Genomic DNA, 24,475 nt, shown 5'->3' on the forward strand with positions numbered 1-24,475 from the left:
CGCTCCGGGCACGCGGGGTGTGGGAGTCGGGCGCAGGGTCCACCCTGGCGGCGCTCGCCGACCGGGGGCTGATCGAGCTGGGCACCACCGACACCTGGGCGCAGTTCGCGCTCCTCACCCGCGCCGGCCGGGCTGCCGTACGGGCCGGGCTGGGCATCGCGCCGACGCCGCGCAAGGAGCCGTGGGAGTTGTCCGAGTGGCTGTGGCGCGAGATGGCCAAGGTCGCCCGGGCCGGGGCCGAGGGGCTGCTGACCGAGGAGCTGTTCGGGTCCGCGCACCTGTACCTCGTCACCGGCTACGGCATGCACCGGGGAAATCGGCCGTACCTGGAGGTCCACGAGCAGTTCGTCGCCTATACGCCCCGGGACTTCAACGGCCAGCCGTACGAGGGCCGCCAGGCGAGCCGTACGGTGCGGCGCTACCGGTTCACAGCGGAGGGCCGGGCGCACTACGTCGAGCACGTCGCGCGGACTACCGCGAGTTCTACCCGGACATCGAGGCGCCTGACCTGGCCCCGGCCGGAGAGGTCTAGCGGCCCGCGCGCAGCGCCCGGCCCAGGAAGTCGTTCGGCCGGGTGCCGGGGTGGTGGACGACGGCGGCGAACACGGTCCGCCCGCCGACGTCGAACCGGAGGGCCTTCGCGCGGCGCGGCCGGATGATGTGCGGGCGGGTGCCGTACAGCACGTACAGGGTCGCCGGGTGGTCGCAGATGATGACGCCCTCCAGGCCGCGCGGGCCGGACTCAATCTTCCAGTCGATGTAGGCGCCCATCCGGCCCGGGGCCTCGCGGCGCGCGATGTCGGCGACGCGGCGCGTACGGCGGGACAGGAACCTTTCCGCGATCCCGCCCCGGGCGCGCAGCGCCCGCGCCAGCCGACCCTGCTCGATACGCATCTCCACCGTCACGGCAGCCTCCTCACGGGGAATCCTCGGGGCAGGGCCAGCAGCCGGGCAGCGCCACCGTCACCCGCTGCTCGATACCGACGCAGCCGCCCTGCGGCCCGACGGTGCGCTGCTGGCCCATGACGTACTTCCGGCCGCGCCGCCGCCCGGGCTCCGAGCCGTTGAGGCAGCAGTACAGGGCGTTGAACACGGTCATCGAGTCGACGTGCAACACCCGGGCGGCCTGGTCGAGTTCGTCGCACGAGGGCGGGCATCCTTCCTCGTCCGGCGTCGGGGCGCAGCGCAGCACCGTCACCGCGATCTCGGCCGCGGTGGTCGACGGCATGGGGCAGTTCCGCGAGCCCATCACGGACCGGTCCTCGGTAGGGAACGGGTTGGTGGGGAACAACCGGATCACGTGCACGGAGAGCTGCCCGCCGTCGCCCTTGTCGCCGCACGGGTCATCGCACCAGTCCCACGCGGGCTGTCCGGGCACGACGCACGCCCGGCAGGGGCATCCGGGCTGTCCGGGTACCTGGGCCGCGGTGTCCTGGAGCGCGGCGCACACGCAGCCGAGGACCGTCTCGGTCAGCTCGTGCAGCGTCAGCGGCATGGGGCGGGCCTTTCGTTCACGGCCAGGTCGTCGTACGGGGGCGTGGGAAGTCCGGGCTGTAGACGCGGGAGGCGGAGGCGAGCCGGCCGGGGTTCACGGCCGCGAGCCACGCGTCGACGAGCGGCAGACCGGTGCGGCCCTCGCTGTAGATCAGCGTCGGGTCGGAGAACTCCATCTCGAAGCCCTGCCGGTTCAGCCGGGAGACGTTCTTGTTGCTCTTGCAGCCGCACGAGCTGCCGCCGCAACCCTTGATGTAGTGGCACGCCAGGTCGGACACGGCGGCGATGGCGGCCTCATCGAGGGCGAGGCCGGTCCGGTACGTCACGGTGAACGTCCCCGGCGTGCCCGACGGGGCGGACATGTCCTGGCAGGTCGGCCAGCACTCGCCGTCGGTGCGCACCAGCATCCCCGGCGCGTCCACCCGGTACGCCCCGATCACGTCCTCGTCGGGGTCGGGCGCGGTCAGCTCGTCGCCGTCGACGTCGACCTTCACGATGTCGTACACCGGGCCGGGCAGGTACACCTCGCACAGCTCGCCGCACGAGCAGCCGCCGGTGCACGAGCAGGGGGAGGCGTTGCGCCACAGCCCGTCGACACCCTTGTACGGCACCCACGGCCCGGCCGAGTCCCAACGGATGCCGTACGCCCAGCCGTCGAGGCAGGAGCGGCGGCACGGCCGCACCTCCACGGGGCAGGACGGACCCCAGCGGCGGCCGGAGAGCATCCACAGCATGATGCTGGCGACGCGGGTCCATCGGTCGACCGTCTCGGGCTCGGTGTCCTCGGGCAGGTCGCAGCACGTCAGGTCGGTCGGCCACGGGTCGCACACGTTCGGCATCAGCGGCCTCCCACCTCGTAGCGGCCGGGGCGGGGGAAGACGGCGCGGATGTGCTGGCCGACGAGACCGTTGGAGAAGCTGTCCGGCATCGTCGACAGGAACGCGCTCGCGCGGTCGAACTTCGGGCCGCGGTTGAGGACCTTCACGTCGCGGATCTCCTCGCCACCGAGGCCCGCGAGGTTCCCGTACAGCGTGCGCTTGTGGACGACCTCCAGCCGCTTCCCGATGCCGAGGGCCTTCAGCATGGCCTCCTTCTCGACCGGCAGGGGGACGTGTAGCTCGTAGGAGAGCGGGTTCTCGTGCCCGAGGCTCACCAGCAGGTCGCGGGTCTCCCGCAGGCCCCGCAGGTAGCGGCCGGATGCCCGGCCTGCGTAGTACGCCTCGACGTCGGAGACCGGTCCGCGGTGGAGCACGGGCATCCCCTCGTCCTGCGGGCTCATGACGAAGAAGTCGTCGTTGCACAGCAGGAAGGTCTCGCTCACGCCGGCGGTCACGCACGCCTGCCGGACCGCGTGCGTCGTGTTCTGGTACTTCGTGCTGGTCTGGCGGGTCGGCAGGTGCTTTACGCCACGCACCCAGGCGGGCTTGTGGCCGACCAGCCAGACGTGCCGGTGCGGCAGGTTCTCGGCCCACGAGCGCAGCGCGAAGCGGAGCTGCGGGTTCGTGGCGCCGACCCGCACCGGCACGACGATGTCGACCTCGGGTGTGGTCACTGTCTTCCGCCGTTCAGGAGGTGCCGCACAGGACCGGGGTGTAGGCGCACACCGGCTCGGGCGGGGCGACGCTGGTCACGAACGTACGGCGGTGGCAGTTCGAGCCCAGGGGCGTCAGGAGCTGGCCCGGCGTGCCGGCCGCGTCGACCGGCATCACGTCGTACGGGCCCGTGCCCCAGCCGCCTCCGGCCCTGGTGGCGCCGCTGAGGACGAGGGACACGGCCTCGTTGCCGATCTCCAGGTCGCCGAGTTGACCGTTGGTCACCCACTGCATCAGGAAGTAGATCCAGGCGCCGTCGCCGCCTGCATCGGCGTCGCAGACGTCCGCGCTGAGCACTTCGGCCCACAGCTCCATGGCGAAGGCGCTGTTGCACTGGATCGAGCAGTCGTCGTAGCCGATCGGCTCGCCGTCGAAGCCGTACACCACCGGGTTGCCGGTGGTGATCTCCACGAACTCCGGGGAGACGCTGAAGAAGTTCAGCTCGATGTCGTAGCCGTTGAAGGTCGGGCAGCCGCGCTTGAAGCCGCACTGGCGGCCGTTCGCGGCGGTGTACGCCACGTCTTCGCCATCCTCGACGTTGGCGTTCATCGCCAGGGTCGCGAAGCAGTCGAAGACGAACCCGTTGTCTTCGCCGCAGACCGGCCTTCCGCAGCGGTCCAGGCGAGTCACGCGGATCACGTCCGCGTTCGCGATCAGGGGGCAGGGCATCGTGGGCCTCCACTACGTGATGTGGTCGGCCCGGCCCAAAACCAGCGGCATCGACGATGAAGTTCTTCTGCGGCGTGCCCGGCGCTGCGTGCACGCGGGGTGCTCCCGGCGGGGGCCGCCGAGGGCGGCTATTCCTTCTGGTGCACCTGGCGGCGGTGGGTCGCCAGACCGCGCTGGCTCCGGAAGACCCGCCCGCAGTCCTGGCACCTCCCCGCGTCGGGGTCGGCGTCCTGCTCGGGCTCGGGCTGCGGCCCGGGGTCCAGCTCGGGCTCGGGCTGCGGCCCGGGGTCCAGCTCGGGTTCGGGCAGCGGCTCGGCGTCGGCCGGGTACGCCTCGTCCGGCAGCGGCGGCAGCGGCTCCCCCGCTACTGCCTCCTGGAAGCCCTCCGCGGTGGCGACGCCGGTCAAGTCCCCGGTGACCGGCGCCGCCGCCTCGCTCCCCCCGGACTCGGGGGTGTCCTCGGGAGACACGTAGCGCCGCCCATCGACGAGCGACCCGATCAACAGGCGTTCCGGCACCTCCGTGAACAGGTGGTGCGGCACCGCGAACGAAGTCGCCGACGCGGTGCGGACCTTCGGGTCCTGGGCGACGGCCCACGCGGCGAACGCGTGGCGGTTCTCCTGGGTCGGTTCGACGTGGATGCGATCCGGCACTGACGGCTCCTCAGTAGACCTGGACCTGGACGGCGCAGACCGTGCACGTCGTGCCTACGACGTAGGTGCGCTCGACCAGCACGTTGCGGTCGTTGGTTCGGGTGTTCACGGACGGGGCGGGCCGGTCCGGGGTGACGACGGCCGGGCCGCGGCGGATCACGAGCGGCCCGGTGATGTACAGCCAGGCCGTGCCCTCCTCGGCGGGTGTTCCGCCGGGGCCGGTGTTCTCCGCGCTGTATCCCGCGCCGATCACGACGCAGTTCCCGGCGAGCGTGGACAGGCCACCTGTTGCCGGGTCCTCCTTGGCCACGTCGCAGCAGCCCAGGAGGGCGCCGACGCTGGCCGGGACGTGCAGGGTGCCGACGCCGCCGTACGCCTCGGCGAGACAGCCCTCCAGCCGGGCAACGCCCTGCTGAACGGTCAACGGCCCGGCGGCCGGAGTCAGGTCGATGGCGTCCGCGGTGAGCTTCTGCCGCCAGAAAGCAGACTCCAGCCCGTACTGCTCGCCCAGCTCCAGCGTTGCTTCGGCGTGCGCGCGGGCCTCCGCGTAGGTCCAGCCGATGGTCGAGCACTCCGAGCCCGCGTACAGGTTGATCGGCTCGGCGAACTCGACCTCCGGGCGGCAATACTCCTTCCGCCCGGGCGGCTCCCCTGGCGACTCGTCGCCCGGGGACTCGTCGAGGCACGGGTCGGTCCAGGCGAGCACCGGGCAGCAGCCGAGGGCCAGCCACTCGACGCCCAGCAGCTCGTGCTCGTCGGAGACGTCGCGTACCTCTGTGCACGCAGCGTTGAGGATGCCGTGCGGCAGGGGCCGGCCGGGGATGGCCTCGACGTACTTCCGCAGTCCTGGAGCCACCGCGCCTCACCTCCTTCTGGGTTGGGGCGGTGGGCCGGCGCCACCCGAAGCACCGGCCCACCGCGGTCAGGGACGAGCCCTCAGTCAGGACGCGTCGCAGGAGATGAGGCTCTGCGCGCCGGACTCACCGCTCGGGCAGACCGGCACGGTCACGATCCGTGTGTCCACGGACCGGTCAACGAGGCCGACGCATTCCTCCGCGAACAAGGCCGTGTAGTCGTTCGTGGAGAACTTCGTCGAGTCGTGGACGACGCCGAGGTTGACCTCTTCGCCCCGGCCGATCTGGAGCTGTCCGGCCGGGTAGATGAGGAACCGCAGCAGCTCAGGCCAGTTGACCGCGGGGGTGGCGCCGCCGATGTCGGTCGGGACTGCGGGGCCGATGCCGCGCGCCCACTGGATCATCACGCCGAGCGGCGTGAACAGGTCCTGCACCTGCTGCGCGGAGACCTGGTCGATCGTGACGCCGTTCCTGCGGGCGAGGTCCGCCAGGAACAGGTTCCGCGACCACCAGGGGAAGACAATCTCCAGCGCGGTCCCGTCACAGAGGCTGTGGCGCTCGATCATGTCGGCGGCCTGGAGCGCGACGGCCGCGAACACGGCGGACAGCGCGCCCATCGTCTCGGGCACGACGACCGGCGTGGCGAGGGCGACGGCCTGCTGGAACAGCGCCTGCCTGATCCTGATTTCGTGCGCGACCATCGCGTTGCGCAGGTACCACGACACCAGCTCAGGGAAATGCCTCTGAGTCAGGATGCCTGCCTCCAGGCAGACGCCGACCGCGTCGCAGCGCATCTCGACCGGGTCCGGGCACGGGATCTTGAAGCACGGCTTCGTGGCGCCGGAGATGTCGTCGGCCTCGGTGTGAATCCACGTCATCGCGCCGACATCCAGGCTCGGCGTCTTGTAGTAGCGCAGGCCACCACGGGCGAGCTGGATCTCCGGGGCGTCCCAGAGCATGTCGGGGCACGCGACGTCGACGATGTCGTAGATCGTTTCCGACGGTGCGCACCAGCCGCCGGAGGCGATCAGGTCGCCCTGCGGCAGACGGCGCTGGTTCGCCGCCGTGATCGCCACGGTGGTGCCCTCCGGCGCGCTGCTGGAGTCGGTGACGATCAGGTCGTGCGTGTACGGATGCCGGTAGCTGATGACTTGGCCCACGCCACCGCCCGCGGTCTTCAAGGCGTTGGCGCGGGAGATGATGCCGGCCGTGATGTCGGAGAAATCCAGCGGTGCGCCGGGGGCGTAACCGGGAACGTCGACGGCCGCGGTGATGCTCGTGGTGGGCGGCGGGGCCTCGGGCAGCACGCGGGGCTGGCGGCGCCGTACGCCCGCGAGGTTGAGCGCCGGACGGGTCACGACCGCGCTGGCCGTCTTCGCCGGGACCGGCTCGGGCTCGGCCTCAGCCTCCGGCGCCGCGTCGGCCGCAGCGGTCGCGTCGCCGTCGCCCTCGGGCTCCGGGTCGGCCTCGGGCTCGTCGCCGCCACGGACCTGCGCGGCGAGCGCGTCGATCTCGGCGGCGGCCTGCTCTGCGGCATCGCGGCGCGCGGCCTGCTCGGTGCGGATGGTGTCGACGGCGGTCGCCAGGGACCGCAGCGACTCCAGATCCTTGCCGGTCACGGTGGTGGACTGCGACTTGGCGTCGAAGGCTTCGACGGCGCCTTCCAGCGCCTCGTTCAGCTCGTCGTCGCTGAGTGCGGTGACGTCCTCGGGGATCTCGAAATCAGCCATGAAAGCCGGGCCTCCGGTGAAGCAGTGGAGTGCCCGGCCCAGAACCAGCGGCTTTGCGGGGCGGCCCGGCGTAGCCGGTCGGCCGCCGGATCAGTCTAGCCCGAACCGTGGGTGCTGCTCGGGCTGGTGTCAAGCGGTGGCGTCACGCGCCACCAGGCGTCTTGCGGGTGGAGACCGTCGCGGCCGAGGTGTTGGCCGTACGGCCGGTAGTGGCCGGCTTCTTCTCCTCGACCTTGCTGTTGGGGTACCGCTTCGAGACGGCGTCCGCGGTGGGCTTGCTGCCGGTCTCGAAGACGATCTTCCCGGCCGCGGTGACGACCTGGAACTTCTTGCCCTTGCTCTGGCAGCCGCAGGCCATCAGGCGACTCCCTCCTCTTCGGTGGCGTGCCCGGCGGCGATCTCCTCGCGGGCCGGGGCGATGACGGATGCCGCGAGCTGGGCGGCCTCGGCGCGGGCGGCCTGCTCGCGCTGCTCCTGGCGGTGGTCCATCGCGGTCAGGAGCGCGTCGACGAACGGCACCGACGCGAGGAGCGAGTAGGCGACCTGGTCGACGTCACCGGACGGCAGCGGACGCCGTCCGGGCACGTCCGGGGCGCTGTCCGCCCGCTGTCCGGGCAGGTCGAGGGCGGGCTCGCCGGACATGTCCGGGACGGTGTCCAGGGCGGGCAGGACGGCCGCCGCAGAGGCGGCCAGGGCCAGGTTCGCCCGCTCGGCGACCGCGGTGGCGAGCAGCGGCGAGGAGTGCCCGGGGACGGGCACCGACAGCACCGCGCGGAGCTGCCAACTGCCGCCGCTGCCCTGCTTCATGTGGTAGCTCGGCTGGCACGCGGAGAACACGTTGCGGTCCCACTCGGACAGCCAGGGCGCAGCCGCGCCGGAGAACCAGAGCCCCCTGCTGTTCATGCCGACGGTGACGATCCCGGCGACGGTCCTCGTGTCGTCGAACTGGCAGGCAGCGGACTCGCACTCGGCGCCGTCGCGGTGATGCGGCGCGTTCATGGTGAAGGCGCCCGCCTTGACCATGCTGCCGTCGTCGAGCTTGAACCTCGCCCGCAGGAAGTGCGTCAGGTCGATGTTCCCCAGGCTCTCGATCGTGAGGTTCTTCCCCGGGAAGCCCGCGTGCGGTTCACCGGTCTGTGCGACCCAGCCGTAGATCCGGCCGTCCGCGTAGTGCACCCCGCCGCTCCCGGGCGGCAGTTCGGCCTCGGTGGGCTCGCGGAACCAGCTCGCCGGCATCGGGTCGGCCTCGCGCATCGCCGTCCACGCGGACGCCTCCAGCTCCCCCAGCGACGCCGTGGTGTCGCTGTCCTCGTCGTCCTCGGTGCCGTCGCCGTCGTCTCCCATCCAGGGCGGCACGATCGACTCGTCCCCGAACTTCTCCGCGATCCGCTTGTACAGGGTCTCGACCCGGCCGCGGATGGTCTTCTCGTCGTCCGGCGGCAGATCGACGCCGCCCCGGCCGCCCTGCAGAACGGCCGCGATGGTGTACACGCCGGACGGGATGATCTCCAGGCGGTCGCCGACGACGTCCGCGAACGGCAGCTTGTACGCGCCCTGCGTCGCCGGGTCAGCCTCGTCGTCGCGGTACAGAAAGCCCTGCGCGAGCTTGTCCGGGTCGACTTCGTCGCCGCTGGTGGCCCACGCCAGGATGCGCTTCTTCGCGCCCGGCCCGTCCCAGGTGCGGTCCTGGTCGTCGTGGATCGGCAGGTCCATGTTCCCCACTGCGGAGGCGGCCAGCTCGGTGCCCTCGTTCGCCGGGCCGACGTACAGGCCCCGGGCGAGCCGGACGAGACGCCCGGCCTTCACCGCACGGGTCAGGTGCCCGCACGCGGTTTCCATGCGGATGCCGAGCGCCTTGGCGACCTCGCGGGCGCCGACCGGCACCGGGGCGGCCTTGACGTAGTTCACGACGCGCAGGTGCACGGCCGAGGGGCCGCTCGCCGCTGCCACGTCCTCGCCGTCGTCGTCGGGCTCGGGCGGGTCGTCGAGGATGATCCGGGCGTTCGCGTACGCGGGCATCGCGACGAGGGTGGCGCCGCGCACCCTGGCCTTGGTCACGCGCATGAGCAGGTCACCGGACGACTCGGAGTGCAGCACGACGCCGTCCTCGGCGTCCGGGTCTCCGGCCCCGGCGGTGAGGGTGCCGGTCGGTCCGAACGCGGCCCGTACAGCGGCAGCGGGTACACGACCGTCGCGGCCGGTGATGAGCTGCGTCCCGGCCGCCGTACGGGACATGACCTGGCCGGAGGCGGTCCATCCGGCTGTCGCGGTGGCGGTCACCGCCCACGATCCGTCGTCGAGGCGGAGGAACGACGCGGACGGCAGGGAGGCGGCGAGCAGCACCACCTCGTCCTCGGGCTCGTCGACGACGTCGCCGGTGTTGTCGACGAACTCCAGCGACACGTCGTCCAGGTCGACGGACACCCCGAGCGGTGCGCCCTCTTCGAGGAGCATCAGGGCGTCGGCGCCGGCCGGGCGGCCGGGGTAGAGGACGCCGGAGCTGATGATGCGGTCACCGTCGCGGCCCATCTGCTGGATGGCGCCCGCGAGTTCGGCGCCCTCGTGGCCCATGAGCATTTCGTCGGCGTGCTGGAGCGGCCAGGGGCCGGAGCCGTCCCAGTACAGCGAGTTGGGCCTGAACACGCGGCCGTCGCCGGTCTGCTGGTTCTCGAAGGCGAGCGCGGTGTCGCCGGGCGTGGACCACGGCCGGGCCGCGAGGGCCTGCGCCTGGTCGTGCTGGTTGTCCTCCATGGGTTCCTCCTCCGTCGGCGGTCCCAGCGGGATGTCGGTGCGCTCGCCCGCGAAAGCGATGCGGATGCGATCGAACGCGATGGGGCCGAGGCGTTCGTTCATGGCCGTCAGCAGGGCCGGGCTGCGCGAGTACGCGGCGCAGACGTGCGGCTGCCACGGTGAGTGCTGGGCCGGTAGTTCCGGCTGCCGGTGCATGTCCTCCAGAGCGGATGTAGCTGCGTGCCGGGCGGACTCCAGGCCGGGGCCGTCCGCTTCGCGGTCGTCACCGACTGCCCACACCCAGCACGGTTCGTCGCCGTCCGCGTTCCACTGGTTCGCGCCGAAGGCGCGCCCGGTGAGGGGTTCGACCGGGGCCTGGGCGGTGAGGCGCTGCACCAGGTCGGTGTGGTGTTCCTCGTCCCAGTCGGCCGCTTCGCCCAGGTAGAACAGCGTCAGGTGCAGTTCGCCGGGTGGCTCCGCTCCGGGCGAGTGCAGGGCGAGGCGTTCGGCGTCCTCGGCGGTCGGGATCAGCGCGATCATCGCGCCGGTCTGCGCGCCCGCAGCGGCGGTCACCCGATTCTCCATGGAGATCATCCTTCGGTTTGAAGCTCCTGCCGCCGAGGGGGTTTGAGATTCCAAGGCGGCTGTTGGCTGTTCGGGTGCGACAGCGATTCGGCACCGGCAGTTCACGGTGAGGCCGGGCGGCGCGGCCGGATCGCCGGGCGCCTGCATCGGCACCCCTGCGACGGTGAACTCCTCATCGAGCAGGCGGATTTGCCCGTTGACGGCCGCGTGGGAGTCGCGCACGCGGGTGTCGCGGCGGGTGAGCCACTGCTTCACCAGGGCGCGGCCGGGGCCGCTCGTAGCCTTGGCGGCTTCCAGCGTGGCGGTGTTCCAGGCACGGGTCGCTTCGGTCGCTGCCACGCGCTGCTCACGGCCCGGGCCGAGCTGGGCGCCGTCCCGGGCGAACGCCGTCCTCAGCCGGGTACGGAGCTGGTCGATGTCCTCCCCGGCGTCGAGCCCTTCGGCGAGTTCCCGGCGGGCAGCGTCGGCGAGGCGGTCGCCGACGGCGTTCAGCAGCTCCTCGGTCGTGGTGGCGTACCGGCCGATGCCGTCGGGAAGGGTGCCGTCGGCGTGGCGGCCGGGCAGGTCGTCCCACCCGTCGGGCAGGTCGGCGCGGGCGTCGTCGGCCGCCGCCTGGGCGGCTTCCTCGGAGATGCCGAGGAGGCTGCGTACGAGGCCGGCGACGCGGGCCTTCCACATGCGGGCGATGCGGCCGACGGAGAACCGGGCGGCGACCAACTCGGTCGCGCCCGCCAGACCGTCGGCGAACTCGTCCGCGGTCGCCGCGAGTGCGGCGCCCACGTCCCGCGCGAACCGCGCATCGGCAGCGTCGAGTTGGGCATCACGGTCCGGCACGGTCAATCCTCCTCGGCGGGGACGGGTCGTCAGGGTCGTCGCAGATCTCGCACCAGCCCAACGTGCCGACGGTCGCGACGCCCTGCTCGGTGAGGAGCAGCAGCGCGCACGTCAGGTACGTGTACGCCTTGCACGCAGTGCACCAACCGGATTGCAGATGCCCGGCGTGCAGCGACACGTCGCCGCTTGGGGTGCGCGTCGGCGTGCGGGGGCCGCGGGGCCGGTTCACTGGCCGCCGCCCACACAGGATGTGAGCACGCTCGACACGAGCCGGTATTCGTGCTCGACACCGGCGGCGATCAGTTCGCGGGCGTACTGGTCGAGACTCGTGGACAGGCAGTCCGGGTCGAGGCCGTACCGCTTGGCGATCTCGGGGGCACGCGTCCACGCCCCATCGAGGAGCTGCCACTGCTCGACCTGCGCCTTGTCGACCGGCAACAGCGTGTGCAGCCGGGCCGGTTCGACGTCGCGGGCGCGCCCGCGCTCGCTACGTGGGCAGGCGGGAGTCTTGCGCAGCTTCTCCCCGGCCGCGGTGAGCGCGCCCCAGATCATGCCGTCGGCGGCGGCGAGGAGCCCGTCCCCGGGGCCGGCCGACGCGGGCAGCGTGACCGGCTCGGCCTCGGACTCGTCGACCGGAAGGTCTGGCCCGCCGGGCGAGGTGTCGCCCGGCGACTCCTCCTCTTTGTCGTCCTCGTCCTGCTGCGGCTCGGACTCGTCGGGGGCGTCGGAGTCGTCGAACCCTGTCTCGCGGCGGAGCGCGTCGGCGGAGATGACGCCCCGGTCGAAAGCCTGGAGCGCGGTCTCGCTTCGGTTCGTGCGGACGCGGAGCGGGCTGGTGTCGTACCAGACCATCCAGCGGTGCCACTCCGGGTCGCCCTCGGCTTCGAGGATGGGGCGGAGCCACTGATGCGTGAGGGCGTGCGCGACGGTCGCGAGCTTGGGCTCGATGCCCAGGCGGATCGCCTCGCTGGTCAATGCCCAGGCGCCCCAGTGGTTGACGTCGCCGAGGCCGAGCAGGATCTCTGCCGGGATCTCCAGGCCGGTCGCGAACCGGCGGATGGCCTCTTCGCGGAGCTTCAGTGCCAGCTCGTCGAACTCCGACTCCAGCTTCAGGTGCTTGATCTCGGAGATGGTGTCCGCGGGGAGTTCGAGGACGATCGGCACGGTCGCGGCGGCCGACTCGGGGTCGCGGATGGCGGTTTCGGCGACCGTCATGAAGATCTCGATCAAGTCGTCTTCCTCGCCGCCCTGCTTGGCGGACGGGAAACGCGTTCCCTTCGGGATCAGCAGCAGCCCCCGGCCGGTGATCCTGCTGCGGGCGATGGCCTTCACGGCGGCGTTGAGGAGCAGCAGCTCCTCCAGCAGCTCCAGCGAGGACCGGACGGGGCTGTCGGCCTCGATGGCGTGCTCCGGGTCGGGCTCCCACACACGGATCGCGACTGGGCCGTCCGGGTCCATGGTTTCCGGGTCGCCCTCGGGGATCGGGACCTCCTCGCCGTCGATCTCGGCGATCAACTTGCCCTGCTGCTGCCGGACTTCCTTCACCGACAGCACACGCCAGTCGTGCCCGTCCTCCGGCACGTACGGGCTCATGACCTCTTCGTTTGGGCGGACGATGATCCAGCCCTCACCGGGCACGGTCAGGTGCTTCCCGAACAGGCCGAGCATCTTGGCCTGGCCGTCCCCGCCGCCCGCGATCTGGTCGACGATCTCGGCCGCGCGGTGCCCGGGCGGCGCCGGGTCCACGCTGCCGTCGTCGTCGCGGCGCCCTGCGTACAGGCGGGCGCCGCTCATCGCGTTGCCGATCCAGCTCGCGGCGAAACGCACCTCCGGCACCTGGTGGTACATGTCGTACGCGCGGTGCTGCCACGACTGGTCGCCCGCGCCCCGGCCGCGGATCTTCCGGGACGTGTACCGGGAGGCGGCGGCGACGATCTCCCGTCGGGTCATCAGTCGCCCTCCGCCCGGGAGTCGTCCCACCGGTTGAGGAGGACGGCGGCGCCGGCCACGGCCAGCCACTCGGCGCCGTGCACGACCAGCGGCTCACCGTGCCAGGTGCCGGTGGCCAGCAGCCAGGTCGCAAGGAGTGCACCCGTGATCCACCAGCCCATGCAGTACACGCAGGAGATCAGCGTGATGACCGCCGTACGCGGGCCGGACTCGGGGCGCTGCTCGTGCCAGGCGAAGATCCGGTCACGTACCGGATCGAGGAGGGTGTCGTGCACCGCGAGCTGGGTTGCCCTGTACCCGGCCAGGGCGAGGAGGGCGAGTTCGGGGAGTTGGAGCACTGCCGCCCCCTATGCGGAGATCATCCGGCCAACGTCAGCGGTGGATGATAGACCACTCCGCGCACCCCAATTCCGCACAGTTTCCGCAGCTCAACCCGGGTTTTCTGATCAATAACTGTGCGGTGCCGAGGTCAGAACAGGGCCATCGTCGGCTCGGGCTCGACGTTCGCCTGCTCCTGCGGCTCGACGTCGAGTTCGAGCTGGCGGCCCGGCAGAGGCATATCGACCAGGTCCAGCGAGCCGGAGCAGGACACCAGGGGCCAGTCGGGGACGCGGAGCATCGCCGGATCGTCGTGCCGCCACAGACGACCCTTGCTGATGCGACCGGCGACCGGGCCGGCCGCTATGGGTCGGCCACAGCGTGGGCACGGAACACGGGGCAGCTTCATGGCCCCAGTGTGGCGCGGACGCCCCCGGGCGCGCTGTGACTTTCCGCGCTTCCCGGGACACTGTGGCCAGGGCCAATCAGCCGCCTGCCGCAGTCGCGGCCAGGAGCAGAGCGGCGACGCTGCCAGCCTCGGTGATGCGACCGGCACGAACAGCATCCACGGCCTCGGTCAGCTTCCACCAGTGCACGGTCATACCGATCTCGGTGTCATCTCGGTGGATCGTGCCAGGCCGCAGGTCCGTGGCGAGGAAGAGGTGGGTCCTCGCCATTGTCGCGGCAGGCAGCGGGTCGATCACGCCGAGCGGACGCAGGTTGCCCGCGACGAACCCCGTCTCCTCCTCCAGCTCGCGCCCTGCGGCCTCGTGCGGTTCCTGACCGCCTATGCCGCCTCCTGGGACGTGAAGGACACGGCGACCTTGGAGATAGAACTCATCCTCGACCAGGACGACTCGACCGTGGTCGTCGAGAGCAACGACGCGGACCCCATCGTTGACCGTGATGTGGTCGTAGGTGCCCCTGCTGCCGTCCGGCCGGATCACCGAGTCACGGTTCAGCGTGATGAAGGGGCCGCGATGCACGACCTCGGTCCCCGTGCGCGTCCATCCCGTGGGCGATCCAGGCATCAGGCGGCCTTGCCCCTGGTGATGTCGCTGCCGCAGAAGCTGGCCAGCTCCTTCTGTAGCTTGCGCAGCGCCTCTGCGGCTGGGCCGACAACGGCTTGCGCATCGTCGAACAAGGGCCAGGCGCGTACCGCATCGCCGTTCACGTACTGCCGGGACATCTCGCTGTTGGCGTCCGTGGCGGACGGGTCGAGACCGGAACGCTCGTTGCAGTAGTTGATCCACGACGGGCGCATGTCCGCGAGCTTGATGACTTCCCGCTCGGCCTCGACCAGCGAGACGATGAACGGCCGGTTGGGGTTAACGCCATGTGCCAGATCCCGCAGTGCGTCGGCCAGCTCCCCACTGTCGTACAACGCCTCACCGACCTGCGAGGCGGAGTCGGCACCGTGATTCACGAACGGTGCCCGAGTCGCGAGCTGGAATTGGGCACGCCACGCCAACTGCCGCTCGTGCTTCGGCGCCTTGCGCTTCCAACCGAGCATGAATCCCCCTTCGAGCGGTACAAGCCGAAGCAACACGTTACCCAGTGCCGTACGCGCGCACCCATGTTCAGTCCGCTTCGAGGGCGGCCAACGCCTCACCGACGACCGTGCACACCTGGCAGTCACACGGCGGGAGACGGGTTCCTTGCTTGCGCAGCCACGCCGCGAACATCTCCTCGCCGCGCTCCGGCGCCGCCCCACGACTGATGGCCGCAGCAGCGAGCAGCCCGGCCCGATACCCCTGCTGCCGCTCCGTCAGGGGTCGTGTGCCCGGCATTGTGCGGTGGTGGCTGTCGAGGCGGTGCACCTCGCGGAAGAGACGGGTCACCTGCTCACTGTCACGAACCCGGGCTCACGAGCGCCAGGAACTTGCGGGAACTTGCGGCCAAAGCCCCGTGCCGAGCGAGGGTCAGGCCGTGGTGCTGCGCTTCTCGCGATGGTGCTCTTCAGGCGTCGTCGTGTTCTCCCCACCCGTACTCTGCGGCGTACTCGGCGAATGCCTCGTCGTCGAAGTCCACCGGCAGCAGCTCCGGTTCGAACAGGTCACTGTCCGGGTCGAGCGCTTCGGAGTGTGCCATGAGCTGCACCAGGAAGGTCTGCGCTGCTTGCAGCGCCTTCGGGTCATCGAGCCACATCCCGAACTCCAGGTTGTACCTGCTTCGTGCGGTGGCGTTGGCGCTGCCCACCCACAGTCGCTCCGGGCGGAAGCCGATGACGTCGGCGACGCCGCCCAAGGCGTCCTCGTCGTGCCACCACAGCTCGCCGAGCAGCATGATCTTTGTGTGGAGGAAGGGCACCATGTCCTTCTTGGGCTGGCGGCGGAACCCGATAGTCCGTAGAGGCGGGATCATTACCTCGGGCATCTGCGCGGTCGGCCCCACCACCTTGGCGCGTCCCTCCTCCCGCCAGTCCAGATTGGTCAGCTCGGCGAAGACACGGGCCGGCATTCCGTTGTCGCCGTCGGCGAAGGGCTGGAGTTCGCTCAGCTTCTGCAGTTCGCGTTTGCTGCGCCCCTGTTTGGAGACGACCACGCAGGTATGGGCGAACCGGGCCAGGCAGGCGGCCACCTCCGGGTCGTCGAGCCAGAGGAAGCCGCCCAGTGCCACCGGCCCCATGCTCCGAAATCCCGGCGTGCGTCGCTTTTCCTCCAGGAAGTCTTCCATCCCGTCCACCAGCCCCTTCAGCACGTTCTTGCCGAAGTGGCCGCGGTGTCCGTCCTGCCGGACGAACTCCTGGTCAAACGTTGCGGGAAGCTCCAGGCCGTCCTTGTTCATCGCTGTGCCCCTCTCCAGGCGGTCCAGATACTCAACCATGGGGGCCGCGAGTGGGGCTGCCCGCCCACAGCACCTACATCAGGGGTCTGCGAGCGCGGCATCTGCCATCGCATCGCCCGCAAGAACCTCTTAGGATCACCTACTTCCCGATGCGCCGCCCGTACGCCGACGCGGCCTGCGGCGGCTGGGGGGTCCTGCCGGGCTGGGGGGCCTGCGGGAGCGGGGCGTGCACGATGGCGCCCTTGTTCGCGTCGGGGATCAGCCCGTACACGAGGATCGTTGAGGCGTCGATCCGGCCCGGCGAGTCCGGGTCCGTGGGCATCCACGTCGCCCACTCGCGTTCGAGGTCGGTGAACACTCCGCGCAGCCGGACGCGGTCCTGGACCATCTGCTGCGCCACGGGCTCGGCGCGCAAGAGCTTGCCCTGCTTGGCGCGGACCGGGGCGATCTGCGGCATGAGGACGTCGTCGGGGATCTCGCCTTCGCGCTGCAACGTCTCCCAGCTCGTGCGGATGGCGAGTTCGCACATGTCGCGGCCGTAGTTCCACTCCACGAAGATGATCGCCGCTTCGGTGCGGTGCGCGAGACGGCAGGCGGCCATCGACCAGTCCGCCGAGGACATCGCCGCGGAGACGTCGTCGGTGATCCACACCCGGCCGTCGTCGCCGAGGAAGCCGCCGACTACGCCGGCCACGTCCCGGCCGCCGCCGGACGGGTCGATCGCGACGGCGATCTTCTGCGGCTCCACCGTGGTGCTCGTGTCCCGCAGCAGGCGCAGCAGCTCATCCGAGACCAGCGCGCCTTCGGCGGGCTGCGGGTCGCCCTGGGCGAGCGCGTGCCAGTCCCTCACGATCGACGTCCTCTTCATATCGGCCCACCACGCCATCAGCGCGCGCCGGTCACGGGTACGGATTTTCGGGTGGGGTAGCGGGTCTCCCGGCGCGCGGCCGAGGGGGTCGGCACCGAACTTCGGGTCAGCAATGGCCGGCAGGTGGATGACTCGCCATCTACCGCCCTCTTCCTTGCGGCCTTCCTCGGCGAGGCGCCTGCCAGCCCAGTCGTCCGGGTGCCAGCGCGTCTGAATGCCGACAACGGCGTGGCGGTCGGGCTGGAGCCGCTTCAACGCGGTCGAGGAGTACCAGTCGTGCAGTGCCCGCCTGCTGGCCTCGGATTCGGCGTCTGCGCGGTCCTTGTGCGGGTCGTCGACCACGAGGAGGTTCGCGCTGTGTCCGGTGAGGCCCTTGCCGACGCTCACGGAGCGGACGCCGCCGCCGGAAGTAACTGACCAGTCCTGCTGTGCGCCCGACCCGGCCTTCATCGCCAGCTCGTACTCGGAGCCGTACTCCTCCACATGAGAGCGGATCGTCTTGCCGCGCCGTAGCGCCAGGTCGTCACCGTAGGACGTGATCACTACCCGATCCCCGCCGTACAGGCACAGCCACCAGAATGGAAACCACTCCGCGACCACCGTGGATTTCCCGCACTGCGGCGGCGTGAAGATCATGAGGCGGTCGCACTCGCCGCGCCCGACCTCGGCCAGCGCGTTGCCGATGACCCGCAGATGCGGGCGCAACCGAAATGTTGCGTCCAGCCCTCGTGCGAGCGTGACCGGGTCGCGCAGCAAATCACGGCTGACGGCCCGCTCGGCCGCGACGAGTTGCTGGTACACCGTGGTGTCGTCGAGGTACGGCAGCTCCTCGGCGTAGGCGATGCTCACCCCGCACCCCCTTGTTCACCGGCCGGGTACGCCTCCTCGTCGTCATCGTCGTCGCCCTCGACGGCCTGCACGCGGCGGGTGACGGCGGCGGCCATCTCCGCGAGCCGCTTGTGCCGCTGGTCGACGGGCAGATCGGCGAACTCGGCCAGACGCCCGGCGAGCGGGCTCATCGGCTGGTCGGTGACGACGACCGTGTCCGTCGGGTCGCCGAACAGGACGCGCCGGTGCCGCATCGCGACGTCCATCAGCCGAATCACGTCGCTCGCAGACATCTCCTGCGCGTTCAGGGACGGCAGGCGCTGCGCCACCTTGCCGATGGCGGCGCCGAGGATCTTCGCATCGGCTTCGGCGGCCTTGCGGCGCTCCTCCAGCCACATCGCCTCGTACATCCGGTCCAGATGCCGGTCGTACGCCTCGGCCCGCTCCAGCCACCGGAACTCGGCCGACGTCTTGCGCACGGTCACCGGGTGGCGCTGTAGCAGTTCGGCAGCCTTTGGTAGCGTCCGGGCGCGCCCTAGGTCCCGGTACGTCACGAACTGTCCGTAACGCTTGGCGGTCTCGCCGGGCTGTTGCTCCCAGGCCGGGATCGTGGAGTCGAGCGTGATCGGCGTGGGGGCGCTCATGCCGAGGACGCGGGTTCGGCCGCGGTGTGGTTCGGGCCGGACAGGTACTCGCCCGCGAGGCGTTCGAGGAGCCGCCAGCCCTGCCCGGGCTCGATCTCGCCCCTGCCCTCGGCTGCCGCGATGGCCTTGTTGAGGGTGACGGCTGCGGGGGCGGGCAGCGTACGGGCGCCGAGGACGGTCTCCAGTCCGACGTGCCCGGTGTGCAGCGGGTCGCCGTCCGGGGAGGTGTAGCCGGCCTGGAGGTCCGTCAGGTGGTCCTCGACGATCGTCAGGATGGCGTGCAGAGCGGTGGCCACGTTCCCGACCTTGTGCGCGGCGTGCGTGGACGCGAGCGTGTCGAGGACCCGGTCGTAGTCGGCGCGTGCGGCCAGCCAGCTCTCGTTCTGGCCCATCCGGGCATCGGCGAACGCGGTGCGCGCGGCCTCCAGCTCGTTCGGCAGGAAGATCAGGCTCACGGTGGCGAAGTCGAGGTTCGCCTCCGACAGGCCCTCGGGCGAGACCTCGGCGAGCAGGTTGAGCTGGTCGTCGTCCAGGCCGGAGTACGCGCGCCAGTCGACGTCCTCGATCTGGTCGTACAACTCGCGCAGCGTTGCCGGGTCGTCCTGGCCGTTGATCGCGTTGTGCGAGAGCTGGCGCGCGATCAGCTCGTCCTTCTCCTGCGGGTCGTCGATCAGCATGCAGTCGATCTCGTCGACTTCCGCCTCTACGGCCGCCAGGGTGCGGTGGTTGCCGGACAGGATCAGCTCGTGGCCCTCGTCGTACTCACCGGCCCCGTAGATCAGCGGCACGCTCGTGAGGCAGCCGTCGGCGCGGACGTTCTCGACGAGCCGGTCCCACTCCTCCTTGCGCATGAACCTCGCGTTCACAGGCAGCGGGGTCAGCTCGCGCGGATTGCGGCGGACGAGGCGCGGCCGGATCTTCCGGGCGGCCTGCGTGTTGTCGGTGCTCATCGGCTGGTCTCCTCCTCGAAGGCGCCGGCAGCCGCGTCGGCCAGGCGGGTCACGAAGCTGGTGGAGCCGCGTACGTCGACGGTCATCTCGTTGACGCGGCGCCCGTCGCGGATCTCGTAGAAGGCCAGCTCGGCGCGGTAGGTGGAAGCGGCCGGGACGCCGTCCTCGCGGGGAGTGCTCATCGGGCACCGCCCTTCCTGATGTCGGTGCCGTGCTTGCGCTTCCACAGCTCCAGGGCGCCCGCGAGGTCGTAGCCGCCGAGCGGCCCGCCGTACTGGAGCTGGTAGCGGTGGATGCCGTCTCCCTTGTCGCCCGGCTCGGATCGCTTCTGAAGCTTCACCCCGGGGATGCCGCGCCCGTACTTCGAGCTGTTGGGCCGGTCGGTGAACGCGGTCGTCGACCATGAGGTCAGCCGCTTCGACAGCGACCGCTGGAGCAGCAGTTGCGCCTCGGACGTGCTCGCGGCCATCACGATCAACTTGGCTAGGCGCCGGTACTTCGTCCAGCTCACCGGGAAGTCGCTCATCAGGTACGCGGTCGCCGGGTCGAACTTCGGCGGCAGGTACGCGAACGCGCCCACGAGCTTGCCGTCGACGGCGACGCCGCACGCGAGCAGCGGCGACCCGGGCTTGATCGTCTTGGACATGAACTGGGAGCGGATGCCCGCGAACTGGCCGCTGGAGAGGACGTGCAGGGTCATGCGGTCGCCCAGATCCTCGTCCGTGCCGATCTTCGGCATGGGGATCGGCTCGACCGGCTGCCGGGGGCGGACGATGCGCCGGTGGCCTCCGGCTGCGTACACGTAGATCGGCAGGCCGCGGTTCGCGGTCTGTACGACCCCGGCGAGACGGTGGCGCAGCTCCGGGCGCTCGATGTGCAGACCCAGCACCCAGTTTGGCCGGTCCTGCACCTGGCGGATGATCTCCTCTTTACCGTCCTCGGTCAGCTCGCCGAACGTGGGCTCGGGCCAGGAGAAAGCGGCGTCGATCGGCGCGAACTGGGCTTGGTAGTCCTTCGCGTAGAACGGCGGGAACATCACGACGGGGGCCTCGTCGGGCACCTCGTCGCGGAGGTAGTCCAGGACGTCGCCGGCGTAGAAGGAGCCGAGGCGGGTCTCCAGCGCGCGGAGCTTGGCCGCGGTCTTCTCGTGCATCCGGGGCCACTGCGCCCGGGTCGCGTCCAGCATCCGCCGGTAGTAGGTGCCCTCCTTGCCGACGTACTGGAGGAAGCGGGTGCCGAGCATGAGCACGGCCAGGCGGTCGGTGCGGTCCTCCATGTACGGGACGACCCACCCCAGCTCGTCCTCGTACTCCTCGCGCAGCTTGAACGGCAGCTCCTCCCCAGCGAGGAACCAGCCCAACGCGCAGCTATAGCCGGTGATGTCGTTGCCGTGCACGGGCCGGGCGTTGCCGAACCTGCTGTGCAGCACGCGCTCGATGGTGAAGTTGCCCGAGCAGCCGACGTAGATGTCGGTCTCCGGCCAGGCCCCGGCGTGCTCGTAGATGATCGAGCGGAGGGGAGCCGGGATCGATCCGTGGAACATGGCGCCGCCCCCTGGTACGGGTGTGGGGAGAGCGCCGGCCAGGGCTTGCACCTGGACCTCTCGCCCGGAAGGCGAGCGTGCTGCGTTGCGACCACCGGCGCCTGCCGCAATCGGCCGCGCCGCTGCTCAGGACGGCCGATCGCGGACAGGGATGATACACACACTCAGAGTGGCCGCTTCGGCATCGTGGTTACTGCTGTGACCTGGGGCGATGCGGTCGGGCGGGCGCGGAGACGATCTCTGGGCGGGGCTGGCTGGGCCTGTGACCGCCGCGGAGCGCCCGTGTGGAGTGGGGGAAGGCGGTCGTACGGGAGGGCTTGGAGACACGGGGAGGGGGCCTGACGGGCGTGTGCCGTCAGGCCCCCTCCGGGGGTTCGCGGGATCAGGCCGCGAACAGGGCCTCCTGTTCGGCGACCGGCGGCTCGGGCCGGGCAGGCGCCCGGTGGTCGAGGTGCTGGGCGACGGTCCAGCGCAGCCACCGGTACGCGTCCGGCAGCGCCCGGTTCCGCGTGACCTCGACTCCGGCGCGGCGGGCGGTCAGCTCCAGAATCAGCAGGTCAGCACGGACCTGGTGCACGGTGCCGTCGAGGTGCAGCCACACCTCGCACGTCGGGGTGCCGACCGCCGTGAGCATCGCGAGATGGTGCAGGTCGCCCCATCCCGGGTGCAGGCCGCCGGGCTTGACCCACAGCCAGGTGCCCGGCGCGATGTCGCCGGACCTGCGCGGGGTGTGCGTGTACGGCGGGCGCTGCCGTACCGGGCGGCGCGGCTTGGGCGGGTAGTAGTGGCTCGGTGGGAAGTGCGGGTGCGCGTTGTGGATCTGCCGCAGTTCGCGGGCGAGAGCGTCCATGCGGTCCTGCTCGGTGTAGCAGCGCGGGCCAAGGTGCCAGTTGCGCGGGCCGCGCTCCTCCCACCAGGTGGCGGAGCCGCACTGGCACCGGCCGGGGGTCAGGTAGCCGCGCGTTGTGTCGCACGGCCACGGTGTCAAGCAGGCCCGGCAGTTCCAGATCTCGCGCGCACTGTTCGGCAGGTGCTCGTCGGGCATACGAATCGGGCGCGGCTTCCAGTCGTCCATGACGCGGTCCTTCCGGGTCAGGCCGCGCGGCCGGTGCACGGCCACCACGCGTCGTAGTTCTCTTCGAGGTACGCGGTCGCGTCCTCGCGATGCTCGTGATGCCCGACAAGCCCCGGGACGGAACAGGTGCACCGGTCGTGGAGCAGTCCGGCCGTGATGTCGCGCAGTTCCACCGGGCCGTCGGCCGCGACGGTGCGCTCCTTGCCGGTGGCAAGGTCGGTGTACCGGTAGGTGGCCGGGCCTTCATCGGCAGGTTCGACGCGGGTCAGGCGGCCGACGCCGGCCAGGCTGAGGATGAGGCAGACGCCGCCGCTGGTCTCGACGCGATACGGCGGGACGGGCTCCAGGCCGAGGACGTTGACGCGACGGTCGCGGACCTCGTCGGCCTGCTTCCGGCGGTGGCGGGCCAGCTCCGCGAAGGCGAGGCCGACGGCGCCTCGCCGGGTGGTGTCCTCGCCCCACACGCGGCGGTGCCCGTTGACGTCGCGGACCTCCCACATCGGGGCGCCCGATCCGCGGGTGCGGTAGACGGCCATCTCCCAGTTGGTGACGCGGAAGAAGTCGGGCAGGTCGGCCGGGTGGTTGCCGGGCACGGTGAACAGGTAGCCGGTGGCGCCGAACGGCAGGTGGCGGAGGAAACGGTCGGGTCCGTACGGCTTGAAGCGGACGGTGGGCATGGCGTAACCCATCACAGGGTCCTCTCGGGTGGTGAAGTCTGAGGGGAATGAGCCGGGGCCGGCCGGGACGCTGTGCGTCGCGACCGGCCCCGGTGGCCGTGGGCGGTCAGGCGCCGACGGGCTCCATGCCGTCGTCGCGGCACGTACGGCACGGCAGGTCGTAGGTGCACGGGCCGTGCGGCCGGTCTCCGCGTCCGCAGTGCAGGCAGTCCATCGGGTGGTGGACGTGTCCGGTCAGGTCCGCAAGGGCTTCGTTGAGACCGTGGACATGTACGGCCAAGACGCCGGGCGGCAGGTCTGCGTCGCGCAGCCGGACGCTGCCGGGCACCATCAAGGTCCGGTGTCCGTGCTCGGCGAGCACCGCTGCGTTTGCGGTCATGCCGCGCACAGGCCGCAGTGACCCGTCGAGTCCGAGTTCGCCGACCAGGGCAACCCCGTCCAGGCACTCGTCCGGAAGGTGACCGGACGCCGCGAGGACGGCGAAGGCGATGGAGAAGTCCAGGGTGCTGGTCCGGGCCTGGGCGGGCTCACCGGCCGGGGTGAGCCGGACGGTGACCCGGGCCAGCGGCCAGGGCAGGCCCGCGTTCGAGATGCCCGCGCGCACCCTGTCCCTGACCTCGTGGGACCAGCGACCCGCGCCCTCGATCGTGAACGAGGGAACCCCGCGCTGTACTTCGGCCTCGATGCCGTACAGAACGCCTCCGGCGGCCGTGGCAGTGCTCACCGTGGTCACGGCCTCCTGCCCGTGCCGGATGACGCGGAAGTCGTCCAGGCCGCTGATCTCGGCCTGCTCGCGGCGGAACTTCTCGATCGCGGCGTCCTCGTCGGTGGCCCACACCGTGGTCACGCCACCGAGGGCGTCCATGGCGTCGACGCCGATCTCTTCGAGCCTGATCGCACGGTTGACGGGGTCGGTCGGTGCGGGCGCGATGTCCCACAGCTCGTAGTCGGCTCCCTTGTCCTGGCCGATGAGGATGAACTCTCGGATTTCGCTGCTCATGGCGGTGTCTTCCTTCTCGGTCACTGGGCGTCGAGGTGGGCGAAGTGCTCGGCGAGCGCGCGCAGGTTGCGGCGCTGCGAGGAGCTGAACTCGTCGTTCGGGTCGCCGTAGGCGGCGTGCAGCTCGGCGCCAGCGCGGAGCGCGCCGCGCAGGTCGAGGGGGCTCATCAGGGTGAGAAGGTCCGCGAGGGGGCCGTCCTCGGCCGGGTCCGGCTTGTGCTCGCGCTGGACCTGCACCAGGTCCCGCAGGCGGAAGAAGTGCAGGCGGTCATGGATCTCGTCGGGCGTCGAGTTGTCCTCGTCGACGTAGCGAACGGCGATCCAACACGGGGAGAACCAGGCCGTCTTGGCCTCGATCGCCTTGGTCGTCTCGTGGTCGTCGCCGAACTGGGCAGCCGGATCGTCGGTGTCCTGCCAGGTGTCGAGGACTTCCCGCCATCGGCCGCCGATCAGGACGTCGTCGTTGTCGACGAGGTCCACAGCCCGGATGGTCTGCGCGCTCCAGGTGGAGCGGGGATTGATGCTGCTCACGCGTACCTCCGTGATCTGAATGTGGGTACGGTGGGCGTCACGCCTGGTCGGGTCGTGAGGCCCATCGCTGCTGGGCGCGCGCGGCCGACGGGATTCCCTTTTGTGCCCGTCGGCCGCTTCGCTGGTGTTGAAGGTGTTACATACACATTCTTCCCCAAATGCAT

At 70.9% G+C, this 24,475-nt stretch carries 26 protein-coding genes; all 26 read right to left on the minus strand.

What is annotated here, in order from left to right; all coding sequences use genetic code 11:
• Nucleotides 1–528: 528 nt before the first annotated feature.
• Entirely contained in the window at nt 529–906 is a 378-nt protein-coding gene (locus tag E0L36_RS21775; RefSeq protein ID WP_308416876.1) for a hypothetical protein, read from the minus strand.
• Nucleotides 907–916: 10 nt separating this feature from the next.
• Complete coding sequence (locus E0L36_RS21780) at nt 917–1,495, minus strand: hypothetical protein (RefSeq protein ID WP_180930964.1); 579 nt, start codon at nt 1,493–1,495, stop codon at nt 917–919.
• Between the two features lie 16 nt (nt 1,496–1,511).
• Nucleotides 1,512–2,333 (minus strand): hypothetical protein, encoded by an 822-nt coding sequence (locus E0L36_RS21785; RefSeq protein ID WP_180930966.1) that lies wholly within the window; start codon nt 2,331–2,333, stop codon nt 1,512–1,514.
• On the minus strand, nt 2,333–3,046 hold the full coding sequence (locus E0L36_RS21790; RefSeq protein WP_180930967.1) for a hypothetical protein: 714 nt from the start codon (nt 3,044–3,046) through the stop codon (nt 2,333–2,335). Before E0L36_RS21790 ends, E0L36_RS21785 begins: the two co-directional genes overlap by 1 nt.
• Before the next feature lie 13 nt (nt 3,047–3,059).
• Nucleotides 3,060–3,755: a hypothetical protein gene (locus E0L36_RS21795; protein ID WP_180930969.1), complete on the minus strand. Its 696-nt coding sequence runs from the start codon at nt 3,753–3,755 to the stop codon at nt 3,060–3,062.
• A 128-nt stretch (nt 3,756–3,883) separates the two neighbouring features.
• Nucleotides 3,884–4,408, minus strand: a complete 525-nt coding sequence (locus tag E0L36_RS21800) for a hypothetical protein (protein ID WP_180930970.1) — start codon at nt 4,406–4,408, stop codon at nt 3,884–3,886.
• Nucleotides 4,409–4,418: 10 nt separating this feature from the next.
• Nucleotides 4,419–5,264 (minus strand): cupin, encoded by an 846-nt coding sequence (locus E0L36_RS21805; protein ID WP_180930971.1) that lies wholly within the window; start codon nt 5,262–5,264, stop codon nt 4,419–4,421.
• An 84-nt stretch (nt 5,265–5,348) separates the two neighbouring features.
• The gene (locus tag E0L36_RS21810; RefSeq protein ID WP_180930973.1) at nt 5,349–6,992 is read right to left on the minus strand and encodes a major capsid protein; all 1,644 of its coding nucleotides are present in this window, start codon (nt 6,990–6,992) and stop codon (nt 5,349–5,351) included.
• Between the two features lie 142 nt (nt 6,993–7,134).
• Nucleotides 7,135–7,350, minus strand: a complete 216-nt coding sequence (locus tag E0L36_RS21815) for a hypothetical protein (protein WP_180930975.1) — start codon at nt 7,348–7,350, stop codon at nt 7,135–7,137.
• Nucleotides 7,350–11,141, minus strand: coding sequence for a phage minor head protein (locus tag E0L36_RS21820; RefSeq protein ID WP_180930977.1), 3,792 nt, complete (start codon nt 11,139–11,141; stop codon nt 7,350–7,352). Before E0L36_RS21820 ends, E0L36_RS21815 begins: the two co-directional genes overlap by 1 nt.
• A gap of 225 nt (nt 11,142–11,366) precedes the next feature.
• Nucleotides 11,367–13,091, minus strand: a complete 1,725-nt coding sequence (locus tag E0L36_RS21825; protein ID WP_180930979.1) for a hypothetical protein — start codon at nt 13,089–13,091, stop codon at nt 11,367–11,369.
• Nucleotides 13,091–13,429, minus strand: coding sequence for a DUF1360 domain-containing protein (locus tag E0L36_RS21830; RefSeq protein WP_180930981.1), 339 nt, complete (start codon nt 13,427–13,429; stop codon nt 13,091–13,093). Before E0L36_RS21830 ends, E0L36_RS21825 begins: the two co-directional genes overlap by 1 nt.
• Before the next feature lie 131 nt (nt 13,430–13,560).
• Entirely contained in the window at nt 13,561–13,710 is a 150-nt protein-coding gene (locus E0L36_RS21835) for a hypothetical protein (RefSeq protein WP_180930983.1), read from the minus strand.
• 184 nt (nt 13,711–13,894) lie between these two features.
• Nucleotides 13,895–14,395 carry an NUDIX domain-containing protein gene (locus E0L36_RS21840; protein ID WP_180930985.1) on the minus strand — a complete coding sequence of 167 codons (501 nt, stop codon included), beginning with the start codon at nt 14,393–14,395 and terminating at the stop codon, nt 13,895–13,897.
• Between the two features lie 44 nt (nt 14,396–14,439).
• Nucleotides 14,440–14,922 carry a hypothetical protein gene (locus E0L36_RS21845; protein WP_180930987.1) on the minus strand — a complete coding sequence of 161 codons (483 nt, stop codon included), beginning with the start codon at nt 14,920–14,922 and terminating at the stop codon, nt 14,440–14,442.
• 67 nt (nt 14,923–14,989) lie between these two features.
• Nucleotides 14,990–15,250, minus strand: coding sequence for a hypothetical protein (locus E0L36_RS21850; protein ID WP_180930989.1), 261 nt, complete (start codon nt 15,248–15,250; stop codon nt 14,990–14,992).
• A gap of 118 nt (nt 15,251–15,368) precedes the next feature.
• The gene (locus E0L36_RS21855) at nt 15,369–16,196 is read right to left on the minus strand and encodes a phosphatidylserine/phosphatidylglycerophosphate/cardiolipin synthase family protein (protein ID WP_180930991.1); all 828 of its coding nucleotides are present in this window, start codon (nt 16,194–16,196) and stop codon (nt 15,369–15,371) included.
• A gap of 139 nt (nt 16,197–16,335) precedes the next feature.
• On the minus strand, nt 16,336–17,913 hold the full coding sequence (locus E0L36_RS21860) for a terminase large subunit domain-containing protein (protein WP_308416877.1): 1,578 nt from the start codon (nt 17,911–17,913) through the stop codon (nt 16,336–16,338).
• Nucleotides 17,910–18,536 carry a hypothetical protein gene (locus tag E0L36_RS21865; RefSeq protein ID WP_180930992.1) on the minus strand — a complete coding sequence of 209 codons (627 nt, stop codon included), beginning with the start codon at nt 18,534–18,536 and terminating at the stop codon, nt 17,910–17,912. The genes E0L36_RS21860 and E0L36_RS21865 overlap by 4 nt, the downstream gene beginning before the upstream one ends.
• Nucleotides 18,533–19,486, minus strand: coding sequence for a ParB N-terminal domain-containing protein (locus E0L36_RS21870; RefSeq protein WP_180930994.1), 954 nt, complete (start codon nt 19,484–19,486; stop codon nt 18,533–18,535). Before E0L36_RS21870 ends, E0L36_RS21865 begins: the two co-directional genes overlap by 4 nt.
• Nucleotides 19,483–19,668 (minus strand): hypothetical protein, encoded by a 186-nt coding sequence (locus tag E0L36_RS21875; protein ID WP_180930996.1) that lies wholly within the window; start codon nt 19,666–19,668, stop codon nt 19,483–19,485. Before E0L36_RS21875 ends, E0L36_RS21870 begins: the two co-directional genes overlap by 4 nt.
• Complete coding sequence (locus tag E0L36_RS21880) at nt 19,665–21,029, minus strand: hypothetical protein (protein WP_180930998.1); 1,365 nt, start codon at nt 21,027–21,029, stop codon at nt 19,665–19,667. Before E0L36_RS21880 ends, E0L36_RS21875 begins: the two co-directional genes overlap by 4 nt.
• A gap of 382 nt (nt 21,030–21,411) precedes the next feature.
• Nucleotides 21,412–22,104, minus strand: coding sequence for a hypothetical protein (locus E0L36_RS21885; RefSeq protein WP_180931000.1), 693 nt, complete (start codon nt 22,102–22,104; stop codon nt 21,412–21,414).
• 17 nt (nt 22,105–22,121) lie between these two features.
• The gene (locus E0L36_RS21890; RefSeq protein WP_180931002.1) at nt 22,122–22,793 is read right to left on the minus strand and encodes a hypothetical protein; all 672 of its coding nucleotides are present in this window, start codon (nt 22,791–22,793) and stop codon (nt 22,122–22,124) included.
• Between the two features lie 94 nt (nt 22,794–22,887).
• Complete coding sequence (locus E0L36_RS21895) at nt 22,888–23,781, minus strand: magnesium chelatase domain-containing protein (RefSeq protein ID WP_180931004.1); 894 nt, start codon at nt 23,779–23,781, stop codon at nt 22,888–22,890.
• Nucleotides 23,782–23,801: 20 nt separating this feature from the next.
• A complete protein-coding gene (locus E0L36_RS21900; RefSeq protein WP_180931006.1) occupies nt 23,802–24,311 on the minus strand; it encodes a hypothetical protein in 510 nt (169 codons plus the stop codon).
• Nucleotides 24,312–24,475: the final 164 nt, after the last annotated feature.

This window comes from Streptomyces sp. AJS327, from assembly GCF_013450295.1.
GTDB lineage: Bacteria > Actinomycetota > Actinomycetes > Streptomycetales > Streptomycetaceae > Streptomyces.